Genomic DNA, 14728 nt, shown 5'->3' on the forward strand with positions numbered 1-14728 from the left:
CATGCCACTGGAGTTCTCGATGCCCCGCTACGTTGCCCACCCCCTGTTCTGTTTCGCGCTCGTGCTGGGTGCCTTGATCGGAGCGCCGGCCGCCCAGGCCCAGGCCGTCGATGCGGTCGTCGTGAACGAGTACGACGTCTTCGTCGATCCGCCGACCGCCTTCGCGTTCATCAAGCTGCCGACCGGCTGGAAGTTCATCGGCAAGCTCGATGCCGCGCAACTGCGCCAGCTGCCGCCTGGAACGCTGACGTCGCTGCTGCCGGCGGATGAAGAAGCGACGCGGCTCGCGGCCGGTTCGAAGCCGGTGTCGGTGAAGCGCAAGAGCTGACGCGCACAGCTCCGTTCGGGCTGAGCCTGTCGAAGACCTGGCTCGATGCACGCAGACCCTTCGACAAGCTCAGGGCGAACGGTTTGCCCCCTCCGTTCGGGCTGAGCTTGTCGAAGCCCCGGCTCGATGCACGCAGACCCTTCGACAAGCTCAGGGCAGCCCTTCGACAGGCTCAGGGCGAACGGTTTGCCCCCTCCGTTCGGGCTGAGCTTGTCGAAGCCCCGGCTCGATGCACACAGCCCCTTCGACAAACTCAGGGCGAACGGTTTGCCCCCCTCCGTTCGGGCTGAGCCTGTCGAAGACCCGGCTCGATGCACACAGACCCTTCGACAGGCTCAGGGCGAACGGGGTTTCTTTGCAACGGCCTGGTCCCTCCAAGGACCTCTTGGGCTCACGGCGACCGGCTTTTTCGGGCCAAGCCCTTCGCGCTGTCCAAGCCTTTCACGTCGGTCAGCACGATGTCATCGAGCACCGCATCGGTGAAATCAGCGCCGGTGACATCGGCCCCGCGCAGATCGGCGCCGGCCATCTTCGCGTTGAAGAAATTCACGCCGCGCAGGTTGGCGTTGACCAGCTTCGCGAACGACATCAGCGAGCGGTTCAGGTCCGCCCCTTCGAGGTCGGCCTCGCTCAGGTCGGCGCCCGACAGGTCGGTGCGCATCTGCCCCATGCCCTGGTTCTTGATGTTGACGCCGAGGTTGGTCCCGACCAGCTTCGCGCGGCGCAGGTCGACCCCCGGAAAATCGGCGATGACGCGCGCCCCGCTCAGGTCGGCACCGGCGAACGTGGGCGGCTTCTTCACCTCGCCACCCAGCACCACCACGCTGAGCAGGCTGCTGCCCACCAGCGTGGCGCCGCTGAAGTCGGTGCCCATCAGCCACGCGCCGTTCAGGTTGGCGCGCGTCAGGTCGCAACCGTTGAAGCGGCTCAGCACCAGCTTCGACGCGAACAGGCTGGCGCCCACAAGCCGCGCCTGGCGGAAATCGACGCGGCTCAGGTCGAGGTCAGACAAGTCCTGACCCGACAGGTCGGCCGGCTGCTGCGCCGTGGCAGCGGCCAGCCGCTCGCGCACCTGCTCAACGGTGAGAGGCGCGGCCTGCGCGCCACGGCTGCTCATGCCGAGCAGCGCGGACGCGATGCCGATGTTCCAGACCCTTCTGCGCATGGTGTTGGCTCCCGCGGAGCGATGATGCTGTGCGGTGCCGCGCAAAAGATCAAGGCCGTCAACCCTGCCGAGGAGACCGACATGTCGCAATGGCGCAAGAAGACCCCCGACGAAACCTACTCGACCGACGAGGTCGAGGCCCGCCTGAAGGCCGAGCTGCCGAACTGGTTCCTCGAAGACGGCTGGATCCGCCGCAAGTACAAGACCGGTGGCTGGAAAGGCACGCTGATGGTGGTGAACACCGTCGGCCACCTCGCCGAAGCGGCCTGGCACCACCCGGACCTCACGGTCTCGTTCGCCTTCGTCACCGTGAAGCTGATGAACCACGCGGCCAAGGGCATCACCGACAAGGATTTCGCGCTCGCCGCGAAGATCGAGGAGGTGGTGATGTGGCGGCCCGGCGCGGACGAAGGCTCGGCGCTGGAAGGCACGCCCGACGATCCGCGCTTCAAGTACATCAAGTACGACTGAAGCCGCCGCAGGACACTGTGTCCCCCGGCCGGGACAGGCGCGCGCTGCCGCGCACCTTCCGCCCCGCTTTTCCGGGGTAAACCCCAGCGGAACGGCGCTTGCTTACCCAGGCTCCGATGCCTGTCACCGCCGCCGACCCCCACCGCCTGCTGACGCTTCGCGCGCCGGGCCGATTGCACCTCGGGTTCCTCGATCCAGCCGGCACGCTGGGCCGCCGCTTCGGCAGCCTGGGGCTGGTGATCGACGGCCTCGCGACCGAGGTCGCGCTGAGCAGCGCAGCGGTCGACGAGGTGGTGACCGGGGAGCCCGCCGCGCAGGCCGAGATCGAGCGCGCCACCCGCTTCCTGCACCTGCTGCGCGAGCACACCGGCCTGCGGGCGCCGCTGCGCCTGCAGCTCACGCGCGTGCTGCCGCCGCATGCGGGCTTCGGCTCGGGCACGCAGCTCGCGCTGGCCATCGGCCGGGTGTTCGCGCACTGGCACGGCCTGGCGCTCGGCAGCGCGACGCTCGCGCAGTGGCTGGCGCGCGGGCTGCGCTCGGGCATCGGCATCGCCGGCTTCGACCAGGGCGGCCTGCTGCTCGATGGCGGCCCCGGCCCCGACGGCCTGCCGGCACCGCTGCTGTCGCGCATCGCCTTCCCGGCCGCCTGGCGCGTCATCGTGGTCCAGGACGATCGCCACCGCGGCCTGTCGGGCCCGCAGGAGAAGCAGGCCATCGCGACGCTGCCGCCCTTGCCGCAGGCGCTGTCTGCCGACATCTGCCACCAGGTGCTGATGCGCGTGCTGCCCGGTGCCGCGAGCGGTGAGTTCGCGCTGTTCGCGGCCGGCATCAACCGCGTGCAGCAACTGCTCGGCGAGCACTTCGCGCCGGCCCAAGGCGGCGCGTACACCAGCGCCGCAGTCGGCCGCATCGTGCAGGCCATCGACGGCGCCGCCATCGGCCAGAGCTCGTGGGGGCCGACCGGCTTCGCGATCCTGCCGTCGCAGGCCGCCGCAGAGGCCGCGGTGCAGGCGCTGCGAGCCACGCGCGCGCTCGAACCCGGCCTCACGCTGAGCATCGTCGCCGGCCTCAACCGCGGCGCGCTGCTCAGCGAGCACGCCTGCGAACCGCATTGACCCGATCGACAGCACGACCCCGGAGCTCGCGATGGAACGTCCCTACATCCTCCACCTGTTCACCCCGGGCCGGCAGGCCAGCCCGTTCGACGTCAACATGGCGGCCGACGCCGGCTACCAGGTGATCGCACCCTACTGCGAGGTCGATCTCGACGGCATCGCCGCGCTGACGCAGGACGCGATCTTCTCGCGCGGTCCGAAGGGTGTCGCGCGCACCGGCCTCTTCATCGGCGGGCGCAACGCGATGCTTGCGACCGACATGCTCGAGCGCGCCCGCGCCGCGATGGTCAAGCCCTTCGTCGTGTCGGTGATGGCCGACCCGAGCGGCGCCTACACCACGGCCGCGGCGATGGTCGCCTGCACCGAGGCCGCGCTGCAGAAGCAGCATGGGTTCGGCCTGACCGGCCTGCGCGTGGTGGTGCTCGGCGGGCTGGGCCCGGTGGGCCGCATCGCGGGCGTGATCGCCGCGCAGGCCGGCGCGCTCGTCTCGTTGTCCAGCCGCAGCGGTGCGGCCGCGGCCGAAGCCGCCGCACATGAAACCGCCACGCGCTTCGGCGTCACGCTGCATGGCGTCTCGGGCGCCGACCCTGCGGCCGTGCGCGCATCGCTTGCCGACGCCGACGTGGTGCTCGCCTGCGCCGCGGCCGGCGTGCAGGTGGTCTCGGCCGACGACCTGAAGCAGGCCCGCCGGCTGAAGGTGGCGGCCGATGTCAACGCCGTGCCGCCGGAGGGCATCGCCGGTGTCGGCGTGATGGACGACGGCAAGGCGCTGGCCGGCAGCACGGCGGTCGGCATCGGCGCGCTCGCGGTCGGCAACGTGAAGTACCAGACGCAGCACCGCCTGCTGGTGCAGATGCGCGAGTCCGACAAGAAGGCGCTGGTGCTCGGTTTTCCGGAGGCGTTCGCGACCGCGCGCGCGTTCCTCGCGGAGCGTGCGGCCGGCGACGCCTCGTGAAGGGCGTGCAGGACACGATCGCCGTGGCCGCGCTGTCCGCCCGCATGATGGCCGAAGCCGCGGTGCGCGACGGCTTCGAGGTGGTCGCGCTCGACCTGTTCGGCGATGCCGACACGCGCGCCGCCGCGTCGCAGTGGATCAGCCTCGGCGAGCCGGCGTCGCTCGAGATCGACGATGCGCTGACGCTGTCGGCCTTGCGCGAACTGGCGCGCCGCGGCGACGTCAGCGGCTGGATCGCCGGCAGCGGCTTCGAAGGCCGGCCGCGCCTGCTGGCCGAAGGCGCGCAGCTGCTGCCGCTGATCGGCACGCCGGTGTCTGCCGTGTGCCGCGTGCGCGACCCGGCGCTCTTCTTCGACCTGCTCGCGTCGCACGGCATCCGGCATCCGCCGGTGCGGCTCGGCGCCCTGGCGCGTTCGCTGCCCGACGACGGCGCGCGCTGGCTGGTGAAGGACGCCCTCGGCAGCGGCGGCTGGCAGGTGCGCGTCGCGACGCCGGGGCAATTGGCCGAGCTGCCGGCGCAGCACTACCTGCAGCAGGAAGCGCCCGGCGTGCCGATGTCGGCCACCTTCGTCGCGAACGGGCGCCAGGCCGTCATCCTCGGCTTCAACGAGCTGACGGTGCGCCGCTTCGGCACGCGGCCGTTCGTGTTCTGCGGTGTCGTCGGACCGGTTGCGCTGGGCACCCTCGCCGCCTCGCGCGTGCAGGCCGCCGTGCGCGCGCTGACCACCGGCTTCGAGCTGCGCGGCCTGTGCAGCCTCGATTTCATGCGCGATGGCGACGAGATCGCGGTGCTCGAGGTCAACCCGCGCCCACCTGCCAGCCTGGCCTTGTACGGCGCCGGCGCGATGGCGGCCCATGTGCAGGCCTGCCTGCACGGCGTGCTGCCGCCCCCTCCGACGCCGACGCGGGTCGAGGGCCTGGAGATCGTGTTCGCGCGCCACGGCGGGCAGGTCGATGCAGCGCTGGCGCAGCGCCTCGCCAGCCGGCCCGACACGCACGACCACCCTCACGCCGGCACGCGCTTCGCGGCCGGTGACCCGCTGTGCAGCCTGAGCGCTCACGGCGCCGATGCCGATGCGGTGCGCGCCACCCTGCACCAGGCGCGCGAGGCCTTGCTGGATTCCCTGGAGACAAGCCCATGACCGAACTCAGCGTCAACACGCGGGCGCGTCCGCTGGTCGAGCGCCTCATCGGCGACGCCGACGCGCTGCAGGTGGCGGTGCGCCGCGACGAGCGCGGCGTGTGCATCGTCGATGCCGGCATAGGCGTGCGCGGCAGCATCGCCGCCGGCCTGCTGGTCGGCGAGATCTGCATGGGCGGGCTGGGCCAGGTCGGGCTGCAGGCCGGCGAGCGGCACGGCTGGCCGACCTGGATCGAGGTGCGCAGCTCGCAACCGGTGCTGGCCTGCCTGGGCAGCCAGTACGCCGGCTGGAGCCTCGCGGCGACGAAGGAAGAGACCGGCGGCAAGAAGTTCTTCTCGCTCGGCTCGGGCCCGGCGCGCGCGCTGGCCGGCAAGGAAGACCTGTTCAACGAACTCGGCTACCGCGACCATGCCGACTGCGGCGTGCTGGTGATGGAGGTCGACCGGCCGCCGCCGACGGTGATCGTCGACAAGCTGCTGCACGACTGCGCGCTGAAGGCCGACGGGTTGACGATCGTGCTGACGCCGACCACCAGCCTCGCCGGCACCACGCAGATCGTCGCGCGCGTGCTGGAGACCGCTTTGCACAAGGCGCACACGCTGGGCTTTGCGCTGGCGCACGTCGTCGAGGGCGTGGCGACTGCGCCGCTGCCGTCGCCGACGCCCGACGGCGCGCAGGCGATGGGCCGCACGAACGACGCGATCCTGTACGGCGGCCAGGTGCACCTGGCGGTGCGCGGCGACGATGCGGCGGCGCGCGCGCTGGCGCTGGCGCTGCCGTCCACCAACTCGCGCGACCACGGCCGCTCGTTCGCCGACATCTTCAAGGAGGCCGGCTACGACTTCTACAAGATCGACCCCGGCCTGTTCGCGCCGGCCGAGGTGTGGGTCAGCAACCTCGACAGCGGCAACACCTGGCATGGCGGTGCGCTGAACATGGCGCTGCTGCGGCAGCTCTGGTTGCAGGAGGCGTGATGCGCGTCGCGATCATGACCGACGAGGTCGGCTGGCACACCCGGCAGTTGCAGGGCGCCTTGCGTGCGCGCGGTGCGGTCGGGCGCTGCATCGACCTCGCCGATTGCCACATCGACACCACGCTCGCGTGGCACGGCCTGTCGCTGCCCGGCTTCGGCCGCGCGCTGCCCGACGCGGTGCTGGTGCGCGGCCTGGCGGGCGGCAGCTTCGAGCAGGTCACCAAGCGGCTCGGCGTGCTGCATGCGCTGCGCGAACTCGGCGTGCCGGTCTACAACGATGCGCGGGCCATCGAGCGCAGCGTCGACAAGTCGATGACCAGCCTGCTGCTGCATGCGGCCGGCGTGCCGACGCCTCCCACCTGGGCCACCGAATCGCAGGCGCAGGCCCAACGCATCGCGATGCGCGAAGGCGCGGCCGGCCATGCGCTGGTGCTGAAGCCGCTGTTCGGCTCGCAGGGCAAGGGGCTGCAGCTGGTCGGCGAGGTCGACGGCGTGCACCACGCGCTGCCGCCGCTCGACAAGGGCTTCGGTTCGCTCGCCTACCTGCAGCGCTTCGTGCCGGCGACCACGGCGCCCGGCTTCGACTGGCGCGTGCTGGTGGTGGGCGGCAACGCGATCGCCGCGATGCGCCGCGTCAGTTCGCACTGGATCCACAACGTCGCGCAAGGCGCGCGCTGCGAACCGGCCGAGCTGACGCCCGGCCTCGCGCAACTGGCCGAGCAGGCCGCGGCGGCGCTGGACATGGACTACGCCGGTGTCGACCTGATCCCGTCGGCGCAGGGCACGCAGGTGATCGAGGTCAACGGCGTCGCGGCCTGGCAGGGCTTGCAGCGGGTGACCGGGTTCAGCATCGCGCGGGCGATCGTCGACGACCTGCTCGACCGCAAGTGCGCGGTGCAAAACACGGTGCAGCACGCGGCGCAGCGCGCACTCGGCGACGCGGCGTGAGCGTCGACCTGCCGACGGCGGTGGCGCGGGCGAAGGCCGCCTTCCTGTGCGCCTGCACGCTCGACGTGGCGGTGCGCAAGCCGGGCAACGTCAGCCTGCAGTCCGGCGGCCACCGCATGCAGGCGTCGCTGTTCATCGACAGCGCCACGGCCGCCGCCGGGCCGCTGTTCAGGCGCGGCGCAGGCGTTGGCGAGCGCATCGAGGCCGCGGTCGAGGCCAGCTGGTCGGTGGCGCACTGCAACACCAACCTCGGCATCCTGCTGTTGTGCGCGCCGGTCGCGGTGGCGGTGGAGCGATGGCCGGATGCAGTGACGCCGGCGGCCTTGTGCGATGCCATCGGCGAGGTGCTGGCGGGCCTGAGCCTGGCCGATGCCGCACACGCCTACCGCGCGATCGCCCGCGCCAACCCCGGTGGCCTCGGCAAGGCACCAGCCGAAGACGTGCGCGCCGCGCCCAGCATCGACCTGCGCGCCGCGATGGCCTTGTCGGCCGGGCACGACCTGATCGCGCGGCAGTACCGCGACGGCTATGCCGACGTGTTCGGTGTCGCGCTGCCCGCGCTGGGTCCGGGCTTTGCATGCCCGCAGGGGGCCGGTTGCATGTCGCCCGATGCAAGCACGACGGCGGCGGTGCAGCGGCTCTACATCGCGCTGCTCGGCAGCTTTTTCGATTCACACATTGTCCGCAAACACGGCGAGGCGGTGGCACAGACTGTCATGACCGCGGCGCACGGCTGGCGCGGCGCCGCCGCAATGGACGGCGAGCCGGCCTGGGCAGCCTGGGACGAATCGCTGAAGGCACGGGGCATCAACCCCGGTACCAGCGCCGATTTGACGGTGGTCACGCTGATGATCGCCGGCCTCGCGGCGCGGTGGCACGGAACGTGATAACAGCCGTGAAGCATTGGCGCCTCGCCAATGTCGGGAACGTCCCCAGTCACGTCCCCCAGAAACGCAAACAGGAGATGACACAGCCATGGCCAAGATCGATCGCATGATGGTCGGGGAGTCGCTCGTCGGAGACGGCAATGAAGTTGCCCACATCGACCTGCTCATCGGGCCGCGCGGCAGCCCTGCCGAGAGCGCGTTCGCCAACGCACTGACCAACAACAAGGACGGCTTCACGTCGCTGCTCGCAGTGGTGGCCCCGAACCTGTTGACCAAGCCCGCGACCGTGATGTTCAACAAGGTCACCATCAAGGGCGCCAAGCAGGCGGTGCAAATGTTCGGTCCGGCCCAGCGCGGCGTCGCGATGGCGGTGGCGGACTGCGTCGAGGACGGCACCATCCCGATGGCGGAAGCCGACAATTTGTTCATCTGCGTCGGCGTCTTCATCCACTGGCTGGCCGAAGACGACAAGAAGATCCAGGACTACAACTACCGCGCCGTCAAGGAGTCGATCAAGCGCGCGGTGGCCGGCTCGCCGACGGCCGAGGAAGTGGTCGCGAAGAAGGGGTCGAGCGCGCACCCGTTCGCTGCGGCCTGACCCTTCGACAAGCTCAGGGTGAGCGGGGGGTGGTGTCCGGCACCATCCCCGAACCGAGCAACTGCACGACGGTCGCCGAGCGGCCGATCATCGGCACCGGGCTTGCCACGCGCTCGATCTGCACGCCGACCGACGCCACGTCGGCGAACTTGCGCGGCTTGACGACCTTCACGCGGACCCAGCTGGCGCCGAACTCGCCCAGCAGGATGTCGGCGATCGCCTCGGCCAGCGCCTCCAGCAGCTTCAGCTGGTGCTCGGCCAGCAGGCGCAGCAGGCGTTCGCGCACGACGCTGTAGTCGATGGTGTCGCCGATGCGGTCGGTGTCGCAGGCGCGTGCCCGCGGCACGCCGGCATGCACGTCGATCACCAGCGGCTGCGGGTGGTGGAACTCCGACTCGTGGATGCCGATGACCGTTTCGCCGGTGAGGCCTTCGATGAAGATCAGGTCGAGCGGGAGCGGCGCGTCCGGGGCGGCGCTCGGGGTGCGGCTGGGATGGGTCATCGGGTCTCCGGTGTTGTGGGGTGAGTCGATCCGACAAGCCCGCCGCAAAAAACGCGCCACGAGCGGGCCCCCTCGTTTCACCCGGTATGCAGGGCCCGGGATCGCACCAGAATCGGGGTCCTGCGTTACCAGGGAGCCCACATGACGCTGGTCTTGCGAACAGGCGACGATCGCCACGCCGAACATGTGATGGACGTGGTGCGAAGCGGCATCCACGATTCGGCGAACGACGTGGTGACGCAGTCGTGGAGCCGCTGCCTCAACGAGTACCGGCTGCACCCGGACAAGGCGCGCGAGCCGGCGGTGATCAGCCGTGCCGCGCTCGAGGAACGGCGCGAGCGCCAGGCCGACGTGATCGACTGCGCGCGCTACGAGATGACCACGCTGTACCAGCAGCTCGCCGATGCCGATTCGGCGGTGGTGCTGACCGACATCGACGGCGTGATCGTGCACATGGTGAGCTCCACCGAGTTCGCCGCCGAGATGGGCCCGCTCGGCCTGCGCCCCGGCGGCATGTGGAGCGAGACCGAGGCCGGCACCAACGGCATGGGCACCTGCCTGGCGGCCGCGGCACCGATCTCGGTGCGGCGCGAGGACCACTTCTTCACGCACTTCACCCAGCTCACCTGCTCGGCCGTGCCGGTGTTCGATCCGTCGGGCCACATCACCGCGGTGCTCGACGTCAGCAGCCGCTCCAGCATGATGCAGCAGCACCTGCTGGTGCTGCTGGGCATGACGGCGCGGATGATCGAGAACCGGCTGATCGACCGGCGCTTCCGCAACGCGCACCCGCTGCACTTCCACAGCCGGCCGGAGTTCGTCTACACGCTGCACGAGGGCAAGCTCGCGGTCGGCGACGACGGCCGCATCCTCGCGGCCAACCGCAGCGCGCTGTTCCAGCTCGGGCTGCAGTCGGTCGACGAGATCCGCTCGCGCCACATCGAGGACCTGTTCCAGAACTCGCTCGAAGACATGCTGCGGCGCAGCACGCAGTCGTCGTTCCACCCGATCGTGACCTTCCGCGCGAATGCGGCGCTGCGCTTCTTCGCGGTCGCGCGGCGGCCGGCCACCGAATCGGACTTGCCGTCGCAGGCGCTGGCCACGACGACCGTGCCGCGCCTCGCGCCCCGCACCGCGCTGCCGCGCCCGGCCGCGCAGACGCCGACCTTCAAGGACGCGCGGCTGGCCGCCCACTTCGAGACGGCGCGCCGCGTGATCGCGCGCCAGACGCCGGTGCTGCTGTGCGGCGAGACCGGTTCCGGCAAGGAGGTGTTTGCCCGCGCGGTGCACGAAGCGAGCCCGCATGCGGGCGGCACGTTCGTCGCGATCAACTGCGCGAGCCTGCCGGAGACGCTGATCGAATCCGAGCTGTTCGGCTACCGCGCCGGCGCCTTCACCGGCGCGCAGCGCACCGGCCGGCGCGGCAAGATTTTGCAGGCCGACGGCGGCACGCTGTTCCTCGACGAGATCGCCGACATGCCGATCGACCTGCAGGCCCGCCTGCTGCGCGTGCTCGACGAGCGCCAGGTCACGCCGCTGGGCACCGAGGAGACGCACGCGGTGGACTTCCAGCTGATCAGCGCCAGCCACCAGCACCTGCCCGAGCTGGTGCGCGAAGGGCGCTTCCGCGAAGACCTGTACTACCGGCTGTCGGGCATCGAGCTGGTGCTGCCGGCGCTGCGCGAACGCAGCGACCGGCGCGAGTTGATCCGCAGCGTGCTCGAAGCCGAAGGCGGCCGCGGCACCACGCTGAGCGCCGAGGCCGAGCGCATGCTGATGGACTACGCCTGGCCCGGCAACATCCGCCAGCTGCGCCATGTGCTGCGCACCGCGGCGGCGCTGGCCGACGGCGACACCATCGTCTGCGCACACCTGCCGGCCTTGCAGGACAGTGCCGTGGCGGCAGCGCCGATGCATGCGGCGGCCAGCACCGCGCCGCTCGCGTTGCCGACACCGGTGACGACGATGCCGGCGCTGCCACCGGCGGGGTCGGCCGTGGGATCGGCGGCACAGGCAGGCGCCGAGCACCCGGCGGTGCCCTACAAACTGAATCCGATCCAGGCGAACGAACGGCAGGTGTTGCTGCAGATGCTGGAGCAGCACCGCTGGAACGTGAGCAATGTCGCCAAGGCGCTCGATGTCAGCCGAAACACCCTTTACCGCAAGCTCCACAAGCTCCACATCGAGATCTCGCATCCCGAGTGATGCGCCGCCGCAGGGCGATGACGACGCGGCGCCCGTCGATGCGGCGCCGCGCTCGCGCTTTGCGTGGTGCATCACCGGTTCGGGCCACGGGCTGGACGAATCGATCGCGCTGGCCGCGCGGCTGCCGGCCTGCGACCTGTTCCTGTCGGCCGCCGGCGAAGAGGTGCTGGCTATCTACAAGATGCCGCTCGACGAGCTGAAGCAGCGGTTTCGGATCTTTCGTGACAAGACCGCGAGCGGCGTGCCGGTGGGCATGCTGTACGACGACGTCTATCACACGGTGGTGATCGCGCCGGCCACCAGCAACACGGTGGCCAAGTGCGCGTTCGGCTTCAGCGACACGCTGCCGACCAACATGTTCGCGCAGGCCGGCAAGCTCGGCATCCCGGGCATCGTGTTTGCATGCGACACCGAACCGGTGGTGGTGACGAAATCGCCGCACGACTGGGTGACGCTGCGGCCGCGGCGCATCGAACTCGACAACGTGGACCGCCTTCGTGCCATCGACTTCTGCCATGTGGTGTGCTCCCCCGCCGAACTGGAGGCCGCGCTCGACGCGCGCCTGAAGGAGCTCGCCCTCGCATGGACCAGCCCGTAGAACACATCGTCTTCCTGACCGGCCACCTGGCCCGGCCGGCGCTGGAGCGGGTGCTGGGCGGCATCGACGCTGCTCCCTTCACGTGGGAGGTGCGCGACCTCGGGCTGCAGGTGGCAGCGCTGATGACGGCCGAGATGATCGCGCGCCGCGTGCCCGGGCCGGTGCAGGCGGATCGCATGCTGGTGCCGGGGCGCTGCCGCGGCGACCTCGACGCGCTGACGCAGCACTACGGCATCCCGGTGCAGCGCGGGCCGGAGGAGCTGAAGGACCTGCCACGCTTCTTCAACCGCGCCGCGAAGACTATGGACCTGAGCGAGTACGAGGTCGCGATCTTTGCCGAGATCGTCGACGCACCGAAGCTGTCGGTCGACGGCATCGTCGCGCGCGCGCGGCAGTTGCGTGCCGATGGCGCCGACGTGATCGACCTCGGCAGCCTGCCGGCGACGCGCTTCGACCACCTGGCCGACAGCGTGCAGGCGCTGAAGGCCGAAGGCTTCTCGGTGAGCGTCGACTCGAACGATGCGCAGGAGCTGCTGCGCGGCGGGCGCGCCGGGGCGGACTATCTGCTGAGCCTGACGATTGACACGCTGTGGGTGGCGGATGAGGTCGATGCGGTGCCGGTGCTGATTCCGCGCACGCCGGCCGACGAGGCTTCGCTGCACGAGGCCGTGGCGCAGATGCAGGCGAGCGGCAAGCCGTACTTCGCCGATTCGATCCTCGACCCGATCCCGTTCGGGCTGACGGCCTCGATCGTGCGCTACCACCGGCTGCACGAGCGCTTTCCGGACGCGCCGATCATGATGGGTATCGGCAACGTGACCGAGCTGACCGAGGCCGACACCAGCGGCATCAACGCACTGCTGTTCGGCATCGCCGCCGAGCTGAACGTGGCCGCGGTGCTGACCACGCAGGTGAGCCAGCATGCGCGCCGCGCGGTGCGCGAGGCCGATTGGGCGCGCCGCATCATGCACGCCGCGGCCAGCCACGGCAGCCTGCCGAAGGGCATCAGCGATGCGCTGATGACGGTGCATGCGAAGCACCCGTTTCCCGACACGCCGCAGGAGATCGCCGAGACGGCGGCGCAGGTGCGCGACCCGAACTTCCGCGTGCAGGTGTCACCGCTGGGGCTGCATGTGTACAACCGCGACGGGCTGCGGCTCGGGCAAGGCGCCTTCGAGCTGTGGCCGCAGCTGAAGCTGGAGGACGATGCGGCGCATGCGTTCTACATGGGCGTGGAACTGGCGCATGCCGAGATCGCGTGGAAGCTGGGCAAGCGCTACGTGCAGGACCAGCCGCTTGACTGGGGCGCGGCGGTTGAGACGGGCGCGCAGGACCTGAGCGGCTGGTGCGCGCCAGGCACGACGATGGCCACCGGCAAGGCCCGCAACGGAAGCAGCTGATGAACGACGTGATCTACGAGACGGTGGTGACGACGGTGTCGGCCGAGGGCGTGCCGCATGTGGCGCCGATGGGCGTGCGGTATCAGGGTGGGCAGGTGGTGCTGATGCCGTTCAAGCCGTCGGCGACGCACGACAACATCATCGCGACGGGCCATGCGGTGTTGAACCTGCTGACGGACACTCGGGTGTTTGCGGGATGCGTGACGGGGCGCAAGGTGTGGCCGCTGGTGGCGGCCGAGACGATCCCCGGCCAGCGACTGGCGAGCGCGCTCGGGCATGTGGAGCTGAGGCTGGCCGAGCGGCGCGACGACGCCCAGCGGCCGGTGCTGCTGATGGCGCGGGTGCACGAAGTGACGCATGCGCCCTTCATCGGATTCAACCGCGCGCAGGCGGCGGTGATCGAAGGGGCGGTGCTGGTCAGCCGGCTGCACATGCTGGCGGCGGAGAAGATCGATGCGGAGATGGGGTATCTGCAGATTGCGATCGACAAGACTGCCGGTGACGAAGAGCGGGAGGCTTGGGGGTGGTTGCGGGAGGCGGTGCAGCGGCATCGTGCGGGTTTGAAGGAGGTGGGGTGATGCGGCTGCTGGTCAGTGTGAGGAGCCCGGTCGAGGCGTTGCTTGCGGCGGAGGGTGGAGCCGACTTCATCGACCTGAAGGAGCCGCGTGAGGGAGCGCTGGGCGGGCTGCCTATGGCGACGATCCGCGCGATCGTCCAGGTGCTACGCGGGCGTGGAATCGCGTTGCCGATCAGCGCGACGATCGGCGATGTGGGGATGCATCAGGCCGGCCTCATCGCGGCTCGTGTGGAGAACGTGGGCGCGTGCGGGGTCGACTATGTGAAGGTCGGCATCGAGCGTTCGACACATGCCGCGGAGGTGCTCGACATGCTGGGTGGCAGTCGCCACGCGGTGGTGCCGGTGTTCATCGCCGACGCCGGGCTCGACGTCGAGTTGATCGCGCAGGCGTGCCGGCTCGGCTTTCCGGCCGTGATGGCCGACACCGCCGACAAGCGCGCGGGCAGCCTCTTCGCGTGCGTGGCGATGCCGGAGTTGCAGCGCTTCGTCGCAACGGTACGGCAGGCCGGCAAGCTGGTCGGGCTGGCCGGTGCCCTGCGCCTGCCGGACCTTCCAACGCTGCGGCAACTCGCACCCGACTTCGCGGGGTTTCGCAGCGCGGTGTGTGATGGCGATCGGGCGTCTGCGCTCGATGTGCAGAAGGTGCGAGGGGTAGCTGGACTGCTGGGTCAGGTTCCAGTGACGCTACTCTGAAGCGCACCGGCAATTCGGATCATCCTGAAATTCGTGACCCGCATGCGGATGTCACCCTGCCCGTGACTGCAAGTGCGACAGATCGCTGCAGCGCGCGGCCAACCGAGTCGCGGATCGTCTCTTCCCAATACAAACTGCTGTAGGCTGGCTTGTAGAAGAGAACTTTTTCGA

General features: G+C 70.3%; 16 protein-coding genes. 14 read left to right on the forward strand and 2 right to left on the reverse strand.

Annotated elements, in window-relative coordinates:
- The first annotated feature begins 19 nt into the window (after positions 1–19).
- Positions 20–328, forward strand: coding sequence for a hypothetical protein (locus tag BUE42_RS22475; protein ID WP_073467591.1), 309 nt, complete (start codon positions 20–22; stop codon positions 326–328).
- Positions 329–719: 391 nt separating this feature from the next.
- Here BUE42_RS22475 and BUE42_RS22480 read toward each other — a convergent pair whose 3' ends face one another.
- Positions 720–1493: a pentapeptide repeat-containing protein gene (locus tag BUE42_RS22480; RefSeq protein WP_083614409.1), complete on the reverse strand. Its 774-nt coding sequence runs from the start codon at positions 1491–1493 to the stop codon at positions 720–722.
- A gap of 81 nt (positions 1494–1574) precedes the next feature.
- Between BUE42_RS22480 and BUE42_RS22485 the strand changes: the two genes are divergently transcribed.
- The 8 genes from BUE42_RS22485 to fae all read left to right on the forward strand — a co-directional run bounded on the left by BUE42_RS22485 (position 1575) and on the right by fae (position 8582).
- Positions 1575–1964: a 4a-hydroxytetrahydrobiopterin dehydratase gene (locus BUE42_RS22485; RefSeq protein WP_073467593.1), complete on the forward strand. Its 390-nt coding sequence runs from the start codon at positions 1575–1577 to the stop codon at positions 1962–1964.
- Between the two features lie 116 nt (positions 1965–2080).
- The gene (locus BUE42_RS22490; protein WP_073467524.1) at positions 2081–3079 is read left to right on the forward strand and encodes a beta-ribofuranosylaminobenzene 5'-phosphate synthase family protein; all 999 of its coding nucleotides are present in this window, start codon (positions 2081–2083) and stop codon (positions 3077–3079) included.
- 31 nt (positions 3080–3110) lie between these two features.
- On the forward strand, positions 3111–4034 hold the full coding sequence (locus tag BUE42_RS22495; RefSeq protein WP_073467525.1) for an NAD(P)-dependent methylenetetrahydromethanopterin dehydrogenase: 924 nt from the start codon (positions 3111–3113) through the stop codon (positions 4032–4034).
- Positions 4031–5176 carry an ATP-grasp domain-containing protein gene (locus BUE42_RS22500; RefSeq protein ID WP_073467526.1) on the forward strand — a complete coding sequence of 382 codons (1146 nt, stop codon included), beginning with the start codon at positions 4031–4033 and terminating at the stop codon, positions 5174–5176. The genes BUE42_RS22495 and BUE42_RS22500 overlap by 4 nt, the downstream gene beginning before the upstream one ends.
- Positions 5173–6150 carry a methenyltetrahydromethanopterin cyclohydrolase gene (mch, locus tag BUE42_RS22505; protein ID WP_073467527.1) on the forward strand — a complete coding sequence of 326 codons (978 nt, stop codon included), beginning with the start codon at positions 5173–5175 and terminating at the stop codon, positions 6148–6150. The genes BUE42_RS22500 and mch overlap by 4 nt, the downstream gene beginning before the upstream one ends.
- Positions 6150–7097, forward strand: a complete 948-nt coding sequence (locus BUE42_RS22510) for an ATP-grasp domain-containing protein (protein WP_073467528.1) — start codon at positions 6150–6152, stop codon at positions 7095–7097. The genes mch and BUE42_RS22510 overlap by 1 nt, the downstream gene beginning before the upstream one ends.
- Positions 7094–7984 carry a triphosphoribosyl-dephospho-CoA synthase gene (locus BUE42_RS22515; protein ID WP_073467529.1) on the forward strand — a complete coding sequence of 297 codons (891 nt, stop codon included), beginning with the start codon at positions 7094–7096 and terminating at the stop codon, positions 7982–7984. The genes BUE42_RS22510 and BUE42_RS22515 overlap by 4 nt, the downstream gene beginning before the upstream one ends.
- An 88-nt stretch (positions 7985–8072) precedes the next feature.
- Positions 8073–8582, forward strand: a complete 510-nt coding sequence (gene fae / locus BUE42_RS22520) for a formaldehyde-activating enzyme (RefSeq protein WP_073467530.1) — start codon at positions 8073–8075, stop codon at positions 8580–8582.
- A gap of 13 nt (positions 8583–8595) precedes the next feature.
- Here the strand turns inward: fae and BUE42_RS22525 are convergent, their stop codons facing one another.
- Positions 8596–9084, reverse strand: a complete 489-nt coding sequence (locus BUE42_RS22525; protein WP_073467531.1) for a dihydroneopterin aldolase — start codon at positions 9082–9084, stop codon at positions 8596–8598.
- A gap of 141 nt (positions 9085–9225) precedes the next feature.
- Here BUE42_RS22525 and BUE42_RS22530 point away from each other — a divergent pair, with 141 nt between their 5' ends.
- Genes BUE42_RS22530 through BUE42_RS22550 form a run of 5 tightly spaced genes read left to right on the forward strand, consistent with a single transcriptional unit; the run spans position 9226 to position 14557 of the window.
- Positions 9226–11289 carry a sigma-54-dependent Fis family transcriptional regulator gene (locus tag BUE42_RS22530; protein ID WP_073467532.1) on the forward strand — a complete coding sequence of 688 codons (2064 nt, stop codon included), beginning with the start codon at positions 9226–9228 and terminating at the stop codon, positions 11287–11289.
- Positions 11222–11887: a flavoprotein gene (locus BUE42_RS22535; protein ID WP_083614411.1), complete on the forward strand. Its 666-nt coding sequence runs from the start codon at positions 11222–11224 to the stop codon at positions 11885–11887. The genes BUE42_RS22530 and BUE42_RS22535 overlap by 68 nt, the downstream gene beginning before the upstream one ends.
- Complete coding sequence (locus BUE42_RS22540) at positions 11872–13287, forward strand: DUF6513 domain-containing protein (RefSeq protein ID WP_073467533.1); 1416 nt, start codon at positions 11872–11874, stop codon at positions 13285–13287. The genes BUE42_RS22535 and BUE42_RS22540 overlap by 16 nt, the downstream gene beginning before the upstream one ends.
- On the forward strand, positions 13287–13865 hold the full coding sequence (locus BUE42_RS22545; protein WP_073467534.1) for a DUF447 domain-containing protein: 579 nt from the start codon (positions 13287–13289) through the stop codon (positions 13863–13865). Before BUE42_RS22540 ends, BUE42_RS22545 begins: the two co-directional genes overlap by 1 nt.
- Entirely contained in the window at positions 13865–14557 is a 693-nt protein-coding gene (locus BUE42_RS22550) for a (5-formylfuran-3-yl)methyl phosphate synthase (protein WP_073467535.1), read from the forward strand. Before BUE42_RS22545 ends, BUE42_RS22550 begins: the two co-directional genes overlap by 1 nt.
- Positions 14558–14728 lie beyond the last annotated feature (171 nt).

The organism is Rhizobacter sp. OV335 (assembly GCF_900142965.1).
Taxonomy (GTDB): Bacteria; Pseudomonadota; Gammaproteobacteria; order Burkholderiales; family Burkholderiaceae_C; genus Rhizobacter.